This is a genomic window from Corallococcus sp. AB045, from assembly GCF_003668895.1.
GTDB lineage: Bacteria > Myxococcota > Myxococcia > Myxococcales > Myxococcaceae > Corallococcus > Corallococcus coralloides.
Genome location: NZ_RAWN01000180.1, coordinates 1 through 18,969, shown reverse-complemented (window position 1 = coordinate 18,969; position 18,969 = coordinate 1). Strand labels below are relative to the sequence as shown.

General features: G+C 69.5%; 13 protein-coding genes and 1 pseudogene. 12 read left to right on the top strand and 2 right to left on the bottom strand.

The genetic code is table 11. From position 1 onward, the window contains the following. The 6 genes from D7Y21_RS31905 to D7Y21_RS31880 all read left to right on the top strand — a co-directional run. Positions 1–2,291, top strand: a 2,291-nt coding sequence (locus D7Y21_RS31905; protein WP_121717633.1) for an aminotransferase class III-fold pyridoxal phosphate-dependent enzyme, incomplete at its 5' end; no start/stop codon positions are given. Beyond that, entirely contained in the window at positions 2,288–8,743 is a 6,456-nt protein-coding gene (locus D7Y21_RS31900) for a non-ribosomal peptide synthetase (RefSeq protein WP_121717631.1), read from the top strand. The genes D7Y21_RS31905 and D7Y21_RS31900, both read left to right, overlap by 4 nt. Positions 8,744–8,770: 27 nt before the next feature. Next, on the top strand, positions 8,771–9,547 hold the full coding sequence (locus D7Y21_RS31895) for an alpha/beta fold hydrolase (protein ID WP_121717628.1): 777 nt from the start codon (positions 8,771–8,773) through the stop codon (positions 9,545–9,547). Further along, entirely contained in the window at positions 9,547–10,386 is an 840-nt protein-coding gene (locus tag D7Y21_RS31890; protein WP_120564295.1) for an alpha/beta fold hydrolase, read from the top strand. The genes D7Y21_RS31895 and D7Y21_RS31890 overlap by 1 nt, the downstream gene beginning before the upstream one ends. A 122-nt stretch (positions 10,387–10,508) precedes the next feature. After that, positions 10,509–10,946, top strand: a complete 438-nt coding sequence (locus D7Y21_RS31885; RefSeq protein WP_121717626.1) for a hypothetical protein — start codon at positions 10,509–10,511, stop codon at positions 10,944–10,946. A gap of 150 nt (positions 10,947–11,096) precedes the next feature. Next, complete coding sequence (locus D7Y21_RS31880; protein ID WP_121717624.1) at positions 11,097–12,125, top strand: LuxR C-terminal-related transcriptional regulator; 1,029 nt, start codon at positions 11,097–11,099, stop codon at positions 12,123–12,125. Between the two features lie 18 nt (positions 12,126–12,143). Here D7Y21_RS31880 and D7Y21_RS31875 read toward each other — a convergent pair whose 3' ends face one another. Both D7Y21_RS31875 and D7Y21_RS31870 read right to left on the bottom strand, forming a co-directional pair. Continuing rightward, positions 12,144–12,833, bottom strand: a complete 690-nt coding sequence (locus D7Y21_RS31875; RefSeq protein ID WP_121717622.1) for an iron-containing redox enzyme family protein — start codon at positions 12,831–12,833, stop codon at positions 12,144–12,146. An 86-nt stretch (positions 12,834–12,919) separates the two neighbouring features. Beyond that, positions 12,920–13,714, bottom strand: a complete 795-nt coding sequence (locus D7Y21_RS31870) for a GNAT family N-acetyltransferase (RefSeq protein ID WP_121717620.1) — start codon at positions 13,712–13,714, stop codon at positions 12,920–12,922. 207 nt (positions 13,715–13,921) lie between these two features. Between D7Y21_RS31870 and aspD the strand changes: the two genes are divergently transcribed. The 6 genes and pseudogenes from aspD to D7Y21_RS43065 form a co-directional block, all read left to right on the top strand. After that, positions 13,922–15,586: an aspartate 4-decarboxylase gene (aspD, locus tag D7Y21_RS31865; RefSeq protein WP_121717635.1), complete on the top strand. Its 1,665-nt coding sequence runs from the start codon at positions 13,922–13,924 to the stop codon at positions 15,584–15,586. A gap of 262 nt (positions 15,587–15,848) precedes the next feature. Further along, positions 15,849–16,466, top strand: coding sequence for an RNA polymerase sigma factor (locus D7Y21_RS31860; protein WP_120564288.1), 618 nt, complete (start codon positions 15,849–15,851; stop codon positions 16,464–16,466). After that, positions 16,453–16,833: a hypothetical protein gene (locus D7Y21_RS31855; RefSeq protein WP_121717618.1), complete on the top strand. Its 381-nt coding sequence runs from the start codon at positions 16,453–16,455 to the stop codon at positions 16,831–16,833. Before D7Y21_RS31860 ends, D7Y21_RS31855 begins: the two co-directional genes overlap by 14 nt. Beyond that, positions 16,830–17,555, top strand: a complete 726-nt coding sequence (locus tag D7Y21_RS31850) for an ImmA/IrrE family metallo-endopeptidase (protein ID WP_121717617.1) — start codon at positions 16,830–16,832, stop codon at positions 17,553–17,555. Before D7Y21_RS31855 ends, D7Y21_RS31850 begins: the two co-directional genes overlap by 4 nt. A 2-nt stretch (positions 17,556–17,557) precedes the next feature. After that, positions 17,558–18,754, top strand: a complete 1,197-nt coding sequence (locus D7Y21_RS31845; protein ID WP_120564285.1) for a hypothetical protein — start codon at positions 17,558–17,560, stop codon at positions 18,752–18,754. Positions 18,755–18,769: 15 nt separating this feature from the next. Then, positions 18,770–18,969, top strand: a pseudogene (locus D7Y21_RS43065) (hypothetical protein); the annotation flags it as partial.

Genomic DNA, 18,969 nt, shown 5'->3' with positions numbered 1-18,969 from the left:
CCCCTGTTCCCCGTGCCGAGCGTCTCGTCCCCACCCTGCGCAACCTGTTCGAGGAGCTGAGCGGCCTGGAGCTGGCCGACGCGGATCCGGGCGCGAGCTTCCTGGAGCTGGGACTCGATTCGCTGGTGCTCACGCAGGCGGCGCTCGCAGTGCAGAAGCAGTTCGGCGTGAAGGTGACGTTCCGGCAGCTCCTGGAAGAGGTCCCGTCGCTGGGACTGCTCGCCGCGTTCCTCGACGGCCGCATGCCGCCTGAGGCCGCGCCCGCCCCGGTGGCCGCCGCGCCGGCCGCGCAGCTCACCGCGAACATCCTCGGACAGCCGCAGGTCGCCCCGTCCGCGGGCGCCGCGTTCCCCGCGCAGGGCACGCCCGCCGGCGCCGCGTTCCCGGCCCAGGCCGCTGGCGCCTTCCCCGCGCAGGCCGTGCCCGCGCAGTTCGCCTCCGCCGGTGCCGCGTTCCAGGCCCAGGCGATGGCCGCGCCCGCCGGGAGCCTCCAGGCAGTCGTCGCGCAGCAGCTCTGGCTGATGACCCAGCAGCTCGCGCTCCTGTCCGGGCAGCCCGCGCAGGCCGTGGCCTCGCAGTCCTTCGCTCCGGCGCCTACGGCGCAGCCGCAGCCCGCGCAGGCGCCAGCCGAGCACGTGGCCTCGCAGGCCCCGGCCGCGCAGCAGCAGGCCGCCCAGCCCGCGCCCGCCGCCGCGCCGGATGAGGCCGACCTCAAGGGCCCGGTGAAGTACGACGTGAAGAAGGCCTTCGGCGCCATCGCGCGCATCAGCCTGGCGCCGAAGGACGCGCTCACGCCCCGCCAGCAGACGTACCTGGAGGACTTCACCCGCCGCTACAACACGAAGACGCAGGGCTCCAAGCGCTACGCCCAGGACAACCGGAACCAGCTTTCGGATCCGCGCGTGGTGACGGGCTTCCGCCCGCTGCTCAAGGAGCTCATCTACCCGCTGGCCGTGAATCGCTCCAAGGGCTCCAAGCTCTGGGACATGGACGGCAACGAGTACCTGGACGCGCTCAACGGCTTCGGGTCCGTGATGTTCGGCCACGCGCCGGACTTCATCACCCAGGCCGTGCGCAAGCAGGTGGACGACGGCTACGAGCTGGGGCCCATGCACCCCCTGGCCGGCGAGGTCGCGAAGCTCGTCTGTGAATTTACCGGCGCGGACCGCGCGGCGCTCTGTAACACCGGCTCCGAGGCGGTGATGGGCGCGATGCGCATCGCCCGCACCGTCACCGGCCGCAGCACCATCGCCATCTTCAGCGGCAGCTACCACGGCATCTTCGACGAGGTGCTGGTGCGCGGCACCAAGAGCCTGCGCACCGTGCCGGCCGCCCCGGGCATCATGGCGGGCGCGGTGCAGGACGTGCTGGTGCTGGACTACGGCACGCCGGAGTCGCTCGAAATCCTGCGCGCCCGCGCGGACTCGCTGGCCGCCATCATGGTGGAGCCCGTGCAGAGCCGCCGCCCGGACTTCCAGCCGCGCGAGTTCCTGCACCAGCTGCGCGACCTCACCCAGAAGTCCGGCTCCGTCTACATCTTCGACGAGGTCATCACCGGCTTCCGCATGCACCCGGGCGGAGCGCAGGCAATCTTCGGCGTTCAGGCGGACGTGGCCACCTACGGCAAGGTCGTGGGCGGCGGCATGCCCATTGGCGTCATCGCGGGCAAGCGCCCGTTCATGGATGCGCTGGACGGCGGCCACTGGCAGTTCGGCGACGACTCCGTGCCCACGGTGGGCGTGACGTACTTCGCGGGCACGTTCGTGCGTCACCCGCTGGCGCTCGCCGCCGCGAAGGCCGCGCTGGAGCACATGAAGGCCGCGGGCCCGGAGCTCCAGCGCAGCGTGAGCGCCAAGGCGGACACGCTCGCCACCACGCTCAACGCGTTCTTCGACGAGGTGGGCGCCCCGCTGCGCATCAAGCACTTCGGGTCGCTGTGGAAGACGTTCGTCACGGCGGACGCCGCGAACGCGGACCTGCTGTTCTGCCTGCTGCGCGACAAGGGCATCCACATCTGGGATGGCTTCCCGTGCTTCTTCACCACCGCGCACTCGGACGCGGACGTGCAGCGCCTCATCACCGCGTTCCAGGACAGCGTCACGGAGCTGCAGGACGCGGGCTTCCTGCCCGGCACGGCCCGCGCCCAGACGCAGGCCCCCGCCGCCTTCGATTCCAACCAGCCCCCCGTCCCCGGCGCCCGCCTGGGGCGTGATCCACAGGGCAACCCCGCCTGGTTCGTCCCGCACCCCACGGTGCCCGGCAAGTTCGTCAAGCTGAGCGAGACCCGATGAAGACCCCCGCGACCCCGATTCAGGACCTGCCCGAGGATTTCGACCCGTTCGCCGGGCCCGCGCTGCTGCTCACCGCGCCGTCCACCGAGCCCCAGCGCGAGGTGTGGACCGGCGTGCAGATGGGCCCGGACGCGTCGTGCGCCTTCAACGAGTCCATGTCCGTGCGGCTGCACGGCCCGCTGAACGTCGAGTCCCTGCGCGCCGCGCTCCAGGACCTGAGCGAGCGGCACGAAGCGCTGCGCACCACGTTCAGCGCGGATGGCCTCACGCTGTGCGTGGCCGCCACCACGCCCTTCCCGCTGGAAGTGCTCGCGCTGGACGCGCTGCCGCCCTCCGAGCGCGACGCCCGCGTCCGCGAGCTCGTGGCCCAGGAGGTGGAGACGCCGCTGCCCCTGGAGTCGGGACCGCTCCTGCGTCCGCGCCTGGCCCGGCTGTCCGCGGAAGAGCACCTGCTGACGCTGACCGCGCACCACATCGTGTGCGACGGCTGGTCCATGGCGGTGATGCTGCGCGACCTGGCGACGTTCTATTCAGCGCACGCGCGGCGCACCCCGCACACGCTGTCGCCCGCGCCCACGTTCAGCGACTACGCCCGCGCGCAGGCCCAGCTGGCCACGACGCCGGAGTACGCCGAGCACGAGCGCTACTGGCTGAAGCAGTTCTCCGGCTCGCTGCCGGTGCTGGAGCTGCCGTTGGACCGGCGCCGTCCGCCGTCCAAGACGTACAGCTCCCGGCGTGAGGACTACGCCCTGGAGCCCGCGCTCGTGGAGCAGCTCAAGCGCGTGGGTGCGCGCCACGGTGGCAGCTTCTTCACCACGCTGCTCGCGGGCTTCAAGGCGCTGTTGCACCGGCTGACGGGGCTGGAGGACGTGGTGGTGGCCATCCCCGCCGCGGGCCAGTCCGTGGCCGGCCTGAAGGACCTGGTGGGCCACTGCGTGAACTCGCTGCCCCTGCGCAGCAACGTCGCCGCGGAGGCGCCCTTCACGCAGGTGCTCAAGCAACTGCGCACCACGATGCTCGATGCCTACGAGCACCAGGAGTACACGTTCGGCACGCTGCTCAAGCAGCTGGCGCTGCCGCGCGACCCCAGCAGGCTGCCGCTGGTCAACGTGCTGTTCAACGTGGACCAGGCCGTCACGGGCGAGCAGCTGGCGTTCCAGGGCCTCACCTGCACCCTGGCGAGCAACCCGCGCCACTACGAGAACTTCGACCTCTTCATCAACGCGGCCGAGGCCCATGGCCGCGTGGTGCTGGAGTGCCAGTACAACACCGACCTCTTCGATGGCTCCACGGTTCGCCGCTGGATGTCATGTTACGAAGAATTGCTGCGGGGCGTGGTCGCCGACGCGGAAGCGCCCGTTTCGCGCCTGCCGCTGCTGCCCGCCGCTGAGAAGCAGTGCGTACTGGTGGACTGGAACGCCACCGAGAAGCCGTTTGACCGCAGCGCCTTCGTCCACACTCTGGTGGCCGCGCAGGCCCAGACCACGCCCGACGCAGTGGCCCTGCGCGCGGGGGACGTGACGCTCACGTACCAGCAGTTGATCCAGCGCGCCCATCAGGTGGCGAACGCGCTGAAGCAGGAGGGCGTCGCGGCCGGAAGCCTCGTCGGCCTCTTCACGAATCGCGGCGCGGACATGGTGGTGGGCCTGCTGGGCATCCTCGAAGCGGGTGCTGGCTACGTCCCGCTCGACCCCGGCTTCCCGCCCGAGCGTCTGGCCTTCATGGTCGAGGACGCGAAGCTCTCCACCATCCTCACGCAGCAGGCCCTGGCGGCGTCCCTGCCGTCCACGAGCGTGAAGCCCCTGCTCATCGAGGACACGGCCTCGCAGCCCGAGTCCGCGCTCCCGGCGCAGGACGTCACGCCCGAAGCCGTGGCGTACGTCATCTACACGTCGGGTTCGACGGGCAAGCCGAAGGGCGTGCGTGTCCCGCACCGCGCGGTGGTGAACTTCCTGAGCACCATGCAGGAAGCCCCGGGCCTCTCGCCCCAGGACGTGCTGCTGGCCGTCACCACGCTCTCCTTCGACATCGCCGTGCTGGAGCTGCTGCTGCCGCTCACCACCGGCGCCCAGGTGGTGCTCGCCTCGCGTGACACCGCCTCCGACGGTGCGCTCCTCAAGGCCGCGCTGGAGTCCAACGCCGTCACCGTCATGCAGGCCACGCCCTCCACCTGGCGCCTTCTGCTGGAGGCTGGCTGGCAGCCGCGCCCCGGCTTCAAGGCCCTCGTCGGTGGCGAGGCCCTTCCTCGCGAGCTGGCCGAAACACTCCTCGCCCGCGTCGCCAGCCTCTGGAACATGTACGGCCCCACGGAGACCACCGTCTGGTCCACCACCTGGCGCGTGCAGCCTCCGCTCTCCTCCATCCGCATCGGCCGCCCCATCGCCAACACCCAGCTCTACCTCCTCGACGCGCACCTGGCCCCCGTGCCGGTGGGTGTCGCGGGCGAGCTGTACATCGGCGGCGACGGCGTGACGCTGGGCTACCTCCACCGCCCGGAGCTGACGCAGGAGCGCTTCCTGCCCAACCCCTTCCGCACCGGCGAGCGCATGTACCGCACGGGCGACCTCGCCCGCTGGCTGGCCGACGGCACCGTCGAGTACCTGGGCCGCAATGACTCGCAAGTGAAGCTGCGCGGCTTCCGCATCGAGCTGGGCGAAGTCGAAGCGGCCCTTGCCTCGCACCCGTCGCTGGCCCAGGCCGTCGCCCTCGTTCGCGAGGATCGCCCCGGTGACCGTCGCCTCGTCGCGTATCTCATCGCACGGCCCGGCCAGACGATTCCGGCGGACGAAGCCCTGCGCGCGCACCTCAAGCAGGGGCTGCCGGAGTACATGGTGCCGCAGCACTTCGTGGCCCTGCCCGCGCTGCCGCTCACGCCGAACGGCAAGGTGGACCGCAAGGCCCTGCCGTCGCCGCAGGTGGAGTCGCAAGAGGACGCCTTCGTCGCGCCTCGCGACGAGACGGAGCAGAAGCTCGCGACCATCTTCGCGGACGTGCTGGGGCTGCGCCGGGTGAGCGTCACCGCGGACTTCTTCCGCATGGGCGGCCACTCGCTGCTGGCGTCGCAGGCCCTCACGCGCGCGAGCCGCGACCTGGACGTCAGCCTCACGCTGCGCCGCATGTTCGAAGCGCCCACCGTGGAGAAGCTGGCCCGGCTGGTGCGCGGAGACGACGGCGCCACGAGCCCCGCGCAGCGCATCTCGCCCCGTGCGGGCACCGCGCCCGCCCCGCTGTCCCTCATGCAGCAGCGGCTGTGGTTCCTGGAGCAGCTCAACCCGGGCACGGCCGTCTACAACCTGCCCTCCGCGTTCCGCCTCCACGGCGCGCTGGACGTGGGCGCGCTGCGCTTCAGCTTCAACAAGCTGCTGGAGCGCCAGTCGTCCCTGCGCACCTTCGTGCGGTGGGACGAGGGCACGCCGGTGCAGCACGTGGCCCCGTCCCTGACGGTGGAGCTGGAGCCGGTGGACCTGGAGCCCGTCCCCGCGCACACACGTGAGGAGGACCTGCTGCGCCGCCTCCAGGCGCTGGCGGACGAGTCCATCCCCATCACCGCCGCGCCGCTGTTCCGGCTGACGCTGTTCCGGCTGGGCGCCAACGAGCACGTCCTCTTCTTCATGCCCCATCACCTCATCTGGGATGGGTGGTCGTTCGACGTGTTCCTGCGCGAGCTGGACGTCATCTACTCCGCGCTCACGAAGGGCCAGGAGCCCAAGCTCCCCACCCTGCCCATCCAGTACGCGGACTTCACCGAGTGGCACCGCAACTGGCTCCAGGGCGAGGAGCTGGAGCGGCAGGCCCGCTACTGGAAGGGGAAGCTCTCCGGGAACCTGCCCGCGCTGGAGCTGCCCACGGACAAGCCGCGCCCCGCGCAGATGAGCCTCAAGGGCGGCACCGAGCCCTTCGTGCTCACCGGCGCGGAGGTGGCCGCCCTCACGAAGCTGGGCCGCGAGTCCAACGCGACGCTGTACATGGTGCTGCTCACGGCGTTCAAGACGCTGCTGCACCGCTACAGCGGCCAGGAAGACCTGGTCGTGGGAACGCCCATCCGGGGCCGCTCGCATCCGGAGGTCGAGGACCTGCTGGGCTTCTTCGTCAACACGCTCGTCCTGCGCACGCAGCTGGCGCCGGAGCAGACGTTCCGGCAGCTGCTGGAGCGCGTGCGCACCACGTGCATGGAGGCCTTCGGCCACCAGGACATGCCCATCGAGCTGCTCATGCAGCAGCTGGGCGTGCAGCGCGACCTGAGCCGCACGCCGCTGTTCCAGACGTTCTTCACCTTCCAGGACGTGCGCAACCGCGGCGCCAGCCTGGGTGACCTCACCTACGGCCAGGTGCACGTGCACGCGCACGCGACGCCGCTGGACCTGAGCTTCTGGGTGAAGGAGACGGCGAACGGCATCGTCGGCGGCATGGACTACAACACCGACCTGTTCGAGCGGGACACCGTCGTCCGCATGCTCGAGCAGATCCGCACGCTGCTGCGCGCCGCGGTATCCGACGCGGAGGTGCCGGTGTCGCGCATGCCGCTGCTGCCCGAGGCGGAGAAGCAGCGCGTGCTGGCGGACTGGAACGCCACCGAGAAGCCGTTCGACCGGACCGCCTTCGTCCACACGCTCGTGGCCGCCCAGGCCCGGGCCACGCCCGACGCGGTGGCCCTGCGCTCCGGCGCCGTGACGCTCACGTACCAGCAGCTGATCCAGCGCGCCCATCAGGTGGCGAACGCGCTCAAGCAGGAGGGCGTCGCGGCCGGAAGCCTCGTCGGCCTCTTCTCCGAGCGCGGTCCGGACATGGTGGTGGGCCTGCTGGGCATCCTCGAAGCGGGTGCTGGCTACGTCCCGCTCGACCCCGGCTTCCCGCCCGAGCGTCTGGCCTTCATGGTCGAGGACGCGAAGCTCTCACTCGTGCTCACCCAGCGCGCGCTCCAGAGCACCCTGCCCTCCACCACGGCGAAGTCCCTCTTCGTCGAGGACACCGCGTCGCAGGCGGACACGGCCCCCGAGGTTGCCGGTGTCACGCCCGAAGCCGTGGCATACGTCATCTACACGTCGGGTTCGACGGGCAAGCCCAAGGGCGTGCGCGTTCCTCACCGGGCGGTGGTGAACTTCCTGAGCACCATGCGGGAGGCTCCGGGCCTCTCGCCCCAGGACGTGCTGCTGGCCGTCACCACGCTCTCCTTCGACATCGCCGTGCTGGAACTGCTGCTGCCGCTCACCACCGGTGCGCAGGTGGTGCTCGCCTCGCGCGACACCGCCTCCGACGGCGCGCGCCTCAAGGCGGCCATCGAGTCCAACGCCGTCACCGTCATGCAGGCCACGCCCTCCACCTGGCGCCTCCTGCTGGAGGCCGGCTGGCAGCCCCGCCCCGGCTTCAAGGCCCTCGTCGGTGGCGAGGCCCTTCCCCGTGAGCTGGCCGAAGCGCTGCTCGCCCGCGTCGGCAGCCTGTGGAACATGTACGGCCCCACGGAGACCACCGTCTGGTCCACCACCTGGCGCGTGCAGCCTCCCCTCTCCTCCATCCGCATCGGCCGGCCCATCGCCAACACCCAGCTCTACCTCCTCGACGCGCACCTGGCCCCCGTGCCGGTGGGCGTCGCGGGTGAGCTGTACATCGGCGGCGATGGCGTCACGCTGGGCTACCTCCACCGGCCAGAGCTGACGCAGGAGCGCTTCCTGCCCAACCCCTTCCGCACCGGCGAGCGCATGTACCGCACGGGCGACCTCGCCCGCTGGCTGGCCGACGGCACCGTCGAGTACCTGGGCCGCAATGACTCGCAGGTGAAGCTGCGTGGCTTCCGCATCGAGCTGGGCGAAGTCGAGGCGGCCCTTGCCTCGCACCCGTCCCTGGCCCAGGCCGTCGCCCTCGTTCGCGAGGACCGTCCTGGTGACCGCCGCCTTGTCGCGTACCTGGTGACGAAGCCGGGACAGGCCTACACGGACACGGAGCTTCGCAAGCACCTGCGCTCGCAGCTGCCGCAGTACATGGTGCCGCAGCACTTCGTGGAGCTGGAGTCGCTGCCGCTCACGCCGAACGGCAAGGTGGACCGCAAGGCCCTGCCGCCTCCGGCGGGCACCACGCGTCCCGTCGAGGATGCCTTCGTCGCGCCGCGCACTCCGACGGAGCAGCACCTGGCGCGCATCTGGCGGGAGGTGCTCGGCATCGCGCAGGTGGGCGTGCACGACAACTTCTTCAACATCGGCGGGCACTCACTCCTGTCCTTCCAGGTGGTGATGCGCGTCCGGAAGGAGCTGAACCAGGAGCTGCACCCGCGCACGCTCCTGCTCAACACGCTGGAGCAGGTGGCCTCGCAGCTCGCGCCCGCGGCGGCGGCTCCGTCGCCCGCTGCCAGGACGCAGCCCGTCACGCCGACAAAGACTGCCGCCCCGGAGACTTCTGTTCCCCTGGCGCAACGCTTGTTCAATAAGCTGAAGGGGAAACTGCCGGGGCGCTCGGACTGAGCGGCCCTTGAGGAGAATGGTCAGACCGTGACGCCCTGTTTCTTCGGCACCTCCGAGCGACAGCTCTTTGGCATCCACCACCCCGCGCAGGGCGCCGAGCGCTCCACCGGGGTGGTGCTCTGCTATCCCGCCGCGCAGGAGTACATGTTGACGCACTGGGCCTTCCGGAAGCTGGCCGGGATGCTCGCGCGCGAGGGCTTCCACGTCTTCCGCTTCGACTACTACGGCACGGGGGACTCGGCCGGCGAGTCCCACGAGGGCCGCGTGGCCACGTGGGTCCAGGACATCCGCAACGCCGTCAACGAACTGCAGGACGTGACGGGCGTGCAGCGCGTGGCGCTCGTGGGCCTGCGGCTGGGCGCGGCGCTCGCGGTACGCGCCGCGATGGAAGGACTGTCCACCGCCGCGCTCGTGCTCTGGGAGCCCCTGGTGGAGGGCGAGGCCTGGCTCCAGGAGCTGGAGCTGCTCCAGGCGCGCCGGGACACCCGCACCCTCTTCCCCCGGCCCGAAAGCCCGCTGGAGGTGCGCGAGGAGCTGCTCGGCTTCCCGTTCCCCCGCGCCCTGCACGACGACATCCTCGCGCTGGACCTGGCCGCGCTGCCCGCGTGGCCCTCGACGCGCACGCACCTGGTGGTCAGCGCGCAGAAGCCCGAGTACCAACGGCTCCAGGAGCACCTGGAGAAGACGGGCCTGCCCTTCCAGCACCACCTGGTGCCCGAGGAGGGCGCGGGCGGTCAGGAGTCCTCGCTCCTGTCCAACCGCATCCTGCAGACCATCACCACGCTCCTGAAGGAGGCCGCGTGATGCGCGAGCGCATCTGTACCTTCGGCCCCGAGCAGAGCCTCGTGGGCATCCTCACGGAACCGGATCCGGCGAAGGTCCTGCCGGAAGCGCCCGTGGTGGTGCTGTCCAACGTGGGCCTCAACCACCACGTGGGCCCGTACCGGGTGTGGGTGGAGCTGGCGCGCCAGTTGGCGGGCCGCGGGTTCACCACGCTGCGCTTTGATTTGTCCGGCCTGGGAGACAGCCGCCCCCGCCGCGAGGGCGGCGCCGACGAGTTCCAGCGCGCCCGCGAGGAGACACGCGCGGCGCTCGACTACCTGGAGCAGAAGAAGGGCCAGAAGCGCTTCGTGCTCATGGGCCTGTGCTCCGGCGTGGACAGCGCGCACGCGGTGACGGTGGCGGATCCGCGAGTGGTGGGCGCGGCCTTCATCGACGGCTACACCTACCGCACGCTGGGCTACCACCTGCGCTTCCACCTGCGCTACCTGAGCCCCCGCCGGTGGACGCGCTTCCTGCGCAAGCGCAAGCTGCCCGCCCAACTGCGCGAGGCCGGCGAGGCCGACGAGGTCTACACGCGCGAGTACCCGGAGCGCTCGCAGCTGACGCAGGACTACAAGCACCTGCTGGAGCGCGGCGTCAGCCTGTGCTTCGTGTTCTCCGGAGGCATGGGGCTGTCCTTCAACCACGAGGGCCAGTTCTACGAGATGCTCTCGCCGCTGAAGCTGGAGGGCCGCGTCACCTACGCCTTCTATCCGCGCGCGGACCACCTCTTCTCCGTGCCGGAGGACCGCGCGGAGCTCCTGCGCAAGCTCACCGCCTGGGCCGTGGGCACGGTGCCGCCGCGAGCACTGGCGGGCTGACGACCGGCTGCCCGCTCAGCAGGCGGGGACGCGGCTGGGGGCCGGGTGTGCGTCAAGCGCTTGTTTCCCACCCGACGGTCGCCACCTTCGAAGCACACACGTTCTTCGAAGGAGCGCCACCCATGAAGCTCCCCCTGATGGCAGCACTGGCAGCACTCGCCTTCTCCGGCCAGGCGTTCGCGCAGAGCCACACCGACCACGAAACGCCGCCCATGCAGGAGCCGTCCACGGACGCGCCCCAGGACAGCGCGGAGCGCTGGGACAAGGCCACGGGCGGCTCGGGGTCCTCGAGCGTCCTGGCCCCGGATGACGACAGCGTCGTGGACCCGGACCGCGTCGATGAAGGCGTGGGCGGCTCCGGCTCCACCGAGCAGGGGAGCAACAGCACCAGCGATCACTCGTCCTCCGCGAAGCCGGGCACCCCGAACGCCGGCACCCCGGGCAACAAGGGGGCGAAGATGGAAGTGACGCCGCCGGCCTGGGACCAGAACAAGCAGATGGGCAGCTCCGTCAGCCCCACCACGGGCACCCCGCCGGTGGAAGGCAGCGCGGGCAACTAGCGTCCGCCCCGCTTCGACAGACACCGCAAATGGCAGACGTGGACGGGCCTCGTGTGAGCGGGGCCCGTCCATACCCATTGTGGGGGACAGACCCCCGGGCCTTCCGACCGCTAAGTCCTTGCATGGACCGGTTGGAAGGAGGCCCGTGGGATGAACCTTACCGCGCACGAACAGGGGCTCGTGCTCGAGCTGACCCGGGCACTCTCCAGTTCACTGGATTTGACCGAGGTCCTGGCCCGAGCCCAGGGAATCCTCCCGCGACTCCTGCCCTGCGACTACGCGGCGCTGTGTGTGTCCAGGCCGGAGCGGCCCGGGGACTACGAGTGGATGGGGCTGGGGGCCCCAGGCATCCTCTTCACGCACTACCCGGAGCTGGCCACGGACCTGGTGTCGCGCAAGGAATTGAAGCGCAATCTCCTGTACCTGCGCTGCCGGGAGATGGGACTGCCCCTGGAGCACGTGCTGGCGGTGCTCCTGGACTTGAGCGAGGGCTGGCACGGCGGCTTCACGCTGTACCGGGAGCACGCCCTGCCCTTCTCCGAACGGGAGCAGGCCCTGCTGGAGGACCTGACGCCCTACCTGGCGAACACGGTGCGCAACTGCCGGATGTTCGGGCACGAAGCGACGCGGGGAGACCTGCTGGACGCCCTCTTCCGCCACCAGGGCGCCGAGTGCGTCGTGATGGATCCACCCGAGCACGAGAAGCTGAGGACCCCAGGGGCGACGGAGCTCTTGCGGCGTTGGTACCCGGAGGAGCTGAAGGCGGATGACTCGCGGCTGCCCCAGGAGCTGCGCGAGCACCTGACGCGTCTCCAGGCCCTGGGAACGAAGCGGGCCCCGGGCATGGACACGTGGACACGCTCCGGGGCGAAGCACGACCTGAAGGTGACGTTCGTGGAGCTGCCGGAGCAGCGCGGTCACCAGCCATGGGTGCTGGTGTTGCAGGAGTGCTCGCGGGCCATCCCCATGCCAGAGCCCTGGCGCCAGAAGCTCTCCAGGCGTGAAGTGGAAGTGGTCCAGGGGGTCCTCAGCAACTGGACGAACGAGCTCATCGCCGAGGACCTGGGCCTGACGCTCAACACGGTGAAGACGCACCTGCGCAACATCTTCCCCAAGCTGGGCATCGAGAGCCGCATGGACCTCCTCTACCAGGCCGCCTGGGGGCAGAAGCCGGGGTGAGGAGGTCCGGGCGCGCGCTCAGGGCTCCCGGAAGAACTTCGGGAACAGGGTGCGCGTGGTGCGTGCGGAGAGGAGCAGCGCGGCCTGCTCCTCCGGGGACGTGAGCGTGCGCAGCTCCGACTCCAGGTCCGCCACGTGGTCACCGTCCGCGGCGCCGTGGCCGCGCAGGAAGAGGACGGCCTTGTGGATGTTGGGGATGCCGCTCTCCGCGATGAGCTGGTCCACGGAGCCGGGGGCCCGGTTCACGGACAGGTACTCCAGCACGTAGGCCGTGCCCAGGAACGCGGTGGGCACGCCCGACTGCGTGGTGAAGCGGTTCCACTCCACGTAGGCGCGCACGGCGGGGCAGATGGGCGCGCGCTCCACACGCTCCTCGGTCCAGCCCAGGGCCTTCAGGTCCTTGAGCAACCACTGCTCATGGCCCTTCTCCTCGCGCGCCTTCTGGAACAGCAGGTCCGCGAGCGCGGCGTTCTTCCCCTCGCGCTTCGTGCGCTCGCCGGACTCGGTGAAGAACCCCTCGCTCCACCGCACGTACTGGTACGTCTGGATGAGGTAGTGGACGTAGTCGTCCTGGCGGATGCGCCCCTCGAAGAGGCGCCGGACGCCCGGCGTCGTGTCCAGCTCCCGCACGAGCATCCGCGCCTCGTGCCGCAGGGAATCCAGCCAGTCCGTCTTCGCCGTCTGCTCATGCCTGGGCTGCTTGCACATACACGTCTCCTGACAGGGGCCCGTGAAGGCCCGGTGGGTGTTGCGTTGAGGGTGAAGGGGGAAGAAAGGAGCGCGCCGGCCTGGGGTCAGGCGGCGTCGGCGTCCAGCGAGTCGAAGAGGTTCAGCGTCCGCTGCGGAATGGCATCCAGCGCGGCGACGAGCGGCACGGTGAAGCGGTTGAAGGCGGGATCGAAGTGCGGCGGCGCGATGAAGCGCGCGCCCATCTTGTCCGCGAACAGCGACACCACGGGCGGCATGCGCAGGGCGTCGAGTCCACCCTCACGGGCCTGGGCGCGCTCCTCCGCGGTGAGCCGGGCGGCCAGGGGCTCCACGGGTGGCGAGGGAAACTCCCGGGTCCGCACGCGGAAGCCGTCGCTCAACCAGCCCCGGCGCGCGGCGGCCAGGAAGTAGAGGTCCGCCTCCTCCTGGCTGTCCGTCTCCATGTTCGCGGCGGCGATCCAGTGCGTGACGCCACGACGGCGGCTCTCGCGGTACAGGCCGGCCTGGAGACGCAGCACGGCGGAGTTCCGGTAGCTCCGGGTGACGCAGTAGCGCGTGGTCTCCGCGAACACGCGGCCCGGCGCGACGAGCTCCGACAGGTCGAGCTTCTTCTCGATGTCCAGGCCCACGACCGTGTCCGCGAAGGCCGCCACCTCCGCGTTGGGCGTCAGCAGCCGGGCGGTGGCCACCGGCTCCTCGCCCGCGTAGACGACGACGTGGGAGGTGGTGCGGAGCGTGTCGAAGCAGTCCGCTTCGCGCGGGGCCCGGGGCCGCTTGGGCCCCAGCATCCGCATCTCCTCGCCAAAAACCCGGTAACGGATGCGGAGCGCGTCATCCAGTTCGCGCTGCGCTGTGGCGACACGGCAACTCAATGAAGACATGGCGGGTCTCGCTTCCACTGTGCTTGCCGGACTTGTGTGTCCGGCCCCGACCTTTCATTCGTCGCTGCTCGGCCGAGTGCGCTCGCGGGTTGTCTTTTTTCGCTGAGGCCGGCCAACCGCCCGCCACCTCCGCCCGCCCCACCCCGTGGCGCATGGCCCGCGTCCCCGGAAGTGGCTCACCTTGGACAGACGATGGAGGAGGACACCATGACCGAGCAGACGCCCGAGGCCCCGGGAGCCCCTTCCGAACGCAAGCTCCACAAGCTCAGCCCCTTCGAGCTGAAGGACGAGCTCCTCCAGGTCGCGGACGAGGCCATGAAGACCCGCGAGGCGGTGATGCTCAACGCGGGCCGGGGCAATCCCAACTGGATTGCCACCACGCCGCGCGAGGCCTTCTTCCTCCTGGGGCAGTTCGCGCTCGCGGAGAGCCGGCGGGCGTGGGACGTCCCCCAGGTGGGGCTCGCAGGCATGCCCCGGTCCCCGGGCATCGCCAGACGCCTGCATGAGTTCCTGGAGGCGAGCGATGACGAGCCCGCCGTGGAGCTGTTGCGCGGCGCGCTGACGTACGGGGAGCACACGCTGGGCTTCAACCCGGACCGGTTCGTCTGGGAGCTCACGGACGCCGTCATTGGAGACAACTATCCGGTGCCGGACCGGATGCTCGCCCACGGTGAGCGCATCGTGCAGGAGTACCTGGCGCAGGAGCTGTTCACGGGACGGCCGCCCTCCGGCCGCTTCGACCTGTTCGCGGTGGAGGGCGGCACCGCCGCGATGACCTACCTCTTCCACTCCCTGAGGGTGAACGGCCTGCTGCGCAAGGGAGACACCATCGCGCTGGGCGCGCCCCTCTTCACGCTCTACCTGGAGATTCCGCGCCTGGAGGAGTTCAGCCTGCGCACGGTGGACATCCTGCAGAGCGCCACCACGAAGGACGGCCGCCACAGCTGGCAGTACCCGGACACGGAGCTGCGCAAGCTGGAGGACCCGCGCGTCAAGGCGTTCTTCGTCGTCAACCCGTCCAACCCGGGTGCGGTGGCGATGCGGAAGGAGTCCGTCCACAAGCTGGTGGAGCTGGTGCGCAAGCGCCGGCCGGACCTGTTGATCATCACCGATGATGTCTACGGCACGTTCGTCAATGGCTTCCGCTCGTTGGCCGCGGACCTGCCGCGCAACACGCTGCTGGTGTACTCGTACTCCAAGCACTTCGGCTGCACGGGCTGGCGGTTGGGCGTGGTGGCGCTCCACGAGGACAACATCCTGGACGAGGCGCTGGCGAAGCAGACCCCGTCGGAGCGTGCGCTGCTGGAGGCGCGGTATGGCGCCATCTCCCTGCACCCGGGGCGGCTGAAGTTCATCGACCGGATGGTGGCGGACAGCCGGGCCGTGGCGCTGAACCACTCGGCGGGCCTGTCACTGCCGCAGCAGCTCCAGATGACGTTGTTCTCGCTGTTCGCGGTGTTGGACAAGGACGGCGTCTACAAGAAGTACTGCCAGCGCATCTGCCAGGACCGGCTCCAGGCCCTGTTCGAAGGCATGGGCATTCCGATGCACGAGGATCCGCTGCGCTCGGCCTACTACCAGACGCTCGATTTGGAAGCCTGGTGCCGCGAGCACATTGGCGAGGACTTCGTCCGCTTCATCGAGGACCACCACGACCCGCTGGAGATCGTCTTCACGCTGGCCCGGCGCTACGGCGTGGTGCTGCTCAACGGCAGCGGCTTCGACGGACCTCCCTGGTCGGCCCGTGTGTCATTGGCGAACCTGGAGGACGACGCGTATCCACGGATTGGCCGGGACCTCATGAATGAGGTGCGCCGCGCCATCGATGCGTGGAAGAAGGCCGGCGGAACGCCCTCTGGCGCGTTGCATTGAACCACGTCACAGCGGGATGAAATGGACCCTGGTCTCCTTGCACGGAGGCCAGGGTCTTTTTCGATCCCCGGGGGATCACGCAAGACCCTGACCCCAAAGGCAGTACCACCTCCGAGGTACAGACACGGATCCTCTACCTCGCCAACCTGTCGGCTCGGAAAAGCGACATGTCGCCGTCGAACTCAACAGGGCTGCAGCGAACGTTCAGGCGAACCGCAGTCCAACCTGAAGCGGGGGCACGCATGCCGGTGAGGAGTGGGGAATGACCAGTCCATCACGACAAGAAGTGGAGCACCTTCACGATCGGATGATGAGCCATGACCCGACGGCGACCCATGACGTCTTCGACACGTTCATGGATCCGCTGATCCGGTCGCTGAGACGCTATCTGGGGTGCTCGCCTGACGACGCCAACGCCTCGGCCGCGGATGCCGTCTTCGCCTATCTCAGGCAACCCGAGCGCTTCGACGCTCGCCAGTCCACTCTCTGGAATTACCTGAGCCAGATCGCCCGGCGCCGGGCCCATGACAGCCACCGGACCAGGACGGCGCGGGAAAAAAGGGAGAAAAACCCGCTGACGATTCTCGAAGTCCACCCGCCAGCTCCGAACAATGGCCTGGAGGGTTTCGTGATTGCGAAGCAGCTGTTGGAGCGGCTGGAGGAACGAATCAAGGAAGCCGGCCTGCCGCAGCGCGACATCGCCGGCATCCGCGTCATCGTCCTCCACCAGGGCCGCGTCCCTGCCGAAGAGATGGCGGACGCCCTGGGGTTGTCCCACCTGCCCCCTGGTGAGCGGCTGCATGAGGTGAGGCGCCACACCGAACGGCTGAAGAGGCTTTTGCGCAGCCTCTACATGGAGGATTCCGATGTCGACTCTTGATTGGCTGACGTACGCGGCGAAGCGCAGCACCACGGAGCACGGCCTGCTGGGCCAGGTGTTCGCGACCTACCAGTCCATCGAGGACTGCACGCCGAACGCGCTCGCGGACGAGCTGGGTTGCGACGAGCAGACGCTCAAGAAGCTGTCCTTGTGCCGCAAGCCGTCCGGAGATGCGTTCGCCGAACAGGTGAAGCTCCTCTGCAGCCGGTTCGGACTGGAGCCGTACGCGCTCGCCAACGTCCTGCGGCAGGTGGAGATCATGGGCGAGGACTCCTCCTACAAGAATGCGGAGGCTGGCCTGCATCGCACCGGCACGCTCCAGCTCGCCGCACTCGACCGGCGCAAGAAGGACGAGCCGGCCTCATGAAACCGGCCTGGCTGAGGGAGGCGGTGGAGGCCAGCGGCCTCCCTCCGCCAGAGGTGTTTCCCCGTGACCTCGCGGCGGACGCTTCCATGCTCCTGCCCGTGAGGCCCGTGGGATTGAAGGACCTGACCTCGGAGAAGGTGCGCCAGTGGCTGGCCCAGCGGGGCCGCACGGTGGAGATCGGCTACCACCGCCGGATGCACGGTTGCATGGTGGCGTGGGAGGGAAAGGGACTCGTGTTCTTCGACCGGGACGACAGCCCGGCCAATCAGCGCTTCACGGTGGCGCATGAGCTGGGCCACTTCTTTCTCGACCATCTCCTGCCGCGCAGGCGGGCACTCGACTTCTTCGGTGACGGCATCCGGGACGTCCTGGACCAGAAGCGCGCTCCCACGCGAGAGGAGTCGCTGACCTCCGTGCTGGAGGGCGTTCCCATTGGCGTGCAGATCCACCTGATGGACCGGGGGCCCACAGGGGACATCGGCAAGGGAGTGGTGGCCCGCGCCGAACAGCGCGCGGACCGGCTGGCCCTGGAATGGCTCGCGCCCTCGAAGCTCGCTCGACAGGTGATGCAGGAAGGCCCCGAGGACACGCACAAGCAACGCTTGGAGCAGCACTTCGGGCTGCCGGATTGGATGGCGGAAACCTACGCGCGCATCCTGCGCCGTGAAGAGGGCCGCTCTCGTTTTTCCATTGTTTCATTTCTCGGTGAGGACGCAGGGTGACCATGGCTGGCCACAGGCGCGTTGACGACGACGATGATGAGGAATTGACCGGCGACGAGGACTTCCGAGGCTCGTTCCGCGAGGACCTGGAGCGCACGCTCAACATGGAGACGTGGGCGGAGGGCCTGGACCTCCAGGTCATCATGGAGCGCTACCGTCAGGAGATTGGCGGCGCCATCCAGAAAGAGGATGAACTCCGGTCCATCATCCGTCAGGAGTTGCTCCCCCGGCTCCAGACACGCCCCGGAGCGCCCGAGGGTGCCGGGCTCTACCAATTGAGCATGGAGCAGCTGGCCGACATCCACTCGGGCCTGCTCTTCGCCGGACAGGTGGAGGCGGTCAACGGCCTCTCGGTGACGCACGAGACGCTGCCCCTGGACATCACCCAGCTGAGCATCGCGGCCATTGGCTATGGAGGGACCGCGGGCACCTTCTCCCAGCGGCTGTTCCGCCGCGAGGTGACGGTCGACGCGCCGGACCCATACCAGGAAGCCCTGTCCTATATCGAGATGCGCCAGAACCGCTCGCATCCGGGACGCAGCGGGCCAGACAGCCTGTCGCGGCTCGCGCGGCGAGGCATCCGCGCCTACGCGGAGCGCGCCATCCTGGTGGAGAAGCTGAAGGCCCCATGGCGCATGGGCCAGGGCAATCCCTTCGCCCGTGAGCTCATCACCGGCTCCGGCTACAAGAGCCTGCTGAAGGTGTCGCTGGGGATGCTCGGACGACTGATGAAGGACCATCCCCGTTTCGTCTTCGTCTCCGCGCGGATGGATGACCGGGGCTTTCTCACCATGGGCCACGCGCTCAGGGCCGGCGAGTTCGTCATCCTCGAGTCACTCGAGCAGGAGGGGAAGGACATCCTGACCGGATGGCAGTACGACCTGGAGGAGTACGGCCTGGCGCGCGACTTCATCAACGCGTACTCGCACAAGGTCGTGAAGGGCCTGTTCCGCGCCTCGGAGAACGCCCCACCCCGCATCTTCTACGCGCACGTCGACCATGCCCACATGGCCGCGTGCGTGGCCATCGCGGACAGCATGCTGCGCCCGGAACAGGGCTACCCCATGCTGCTCGACGTCGCGGAGTCCACGTGCCGTAGCACCTTCGGCATGGATGGCTTCGAGGGCGTGGTCCAGGAGGCCTACGCGCTAGCCGACGCCCACCTTCAATACTTCAACGGTCGCAAGCCACGTCGCTGATGGGGGAACGACAGCATGTCTGACAATGGAAACACCAACGTACCCGGCCGCAATCCCGCGCAGAATGGCGTGGCCCACAACGGCAAGCCCGTGAATGGCCACGTCGCCACGGCGCCCAATGGACAGCGGCCCGCCGCGCCCCCGCAGGGAGCCCGCCCACCGGGCCTCTCGCCCACGAACGTCCAGATGACCGGACCGCGTCCTGCTCCGGCCCC

Bases quoted from the DNA above. Each gene is read 5' to 3' on its own strand.
- D7Y21_RS31900 (WP_121717631.1), top strand. From the start codon at position 2,288: ATGAAGACCCCCGCGACCCCGATTCAGGACCTGCCCGAGGATTTCGAC.
- D7Y21_RS31890 (WP_120564295.1), top strand. From the start codon at position 9,547: ATGCGCGAGCGCATCTGTACCTTCGGCCCCGAGCAGAGCCTCGTGGGC.
- D7Y21_RS31885 (WP_121717626.1), top strand. From the start codon at position 10,509: ATGAAGCTCCCCCTGATGGCAGCACTGGCAGCACTCGCCTTCTCCGGC.
- D7Y21_RS31880 (WP_121717624.1), top strand. From the start codon at position 11,097: ATGAACCTTACCGCGCACGAACAGGGGCTCGTGCTCGAGCTGACCCGG.
- D7Y21_RS31875 (WP_121717622.1), bottom strand. From the start codon at position 12,833: ATGTGCAAGCAGCCCAGGCATGAGCAGACGGCGAAGACGGACTGGCTG.
- D7Y21_RS31870 (WP_121717620.1), bottom strand. From the start codon at position 13,714: ATGTCTTCATTGAGTTGCCGTGTCGCCACAGCGCAGCGCGAACTGGAT.
- aspD (WP_121717635.1), top strand. From the start codon at position 13,922: ATGACCGAGCAGACGCCCGAGGCCCCGGGAGCCCCTTCCGAACGCAAG.
- D7Y21_RS31860 (WP_120564288.1), top strand. From the start codon at position 15,849: ATGACCAGTCCATCACGACAAGAAGTGGAGCACCTTCACGATCGGATG.
- D7Y21_RS31855 (WP_121717618.1), top strand. From the start codon at position 16,453: ATGTCGACTCTTGATTGGCTGACGTACGCGGCGAAGCGCAGCACCACG.
- D7Y21_RS31850 (WP_121717617.1), top strand. From the start codon at position 16,830: ATGAAACCGGCCTGGCTGAGGGAGGCGGTGGAGGCCAGCGGCCTCCCT.
- D7Y21_RS31845 (WP_120564285.1), top strand. From the start codon at position 17,558: ATGGCTGGCCACAGGCGCGTTGACGACGACGATGATGAGGAATTGACC.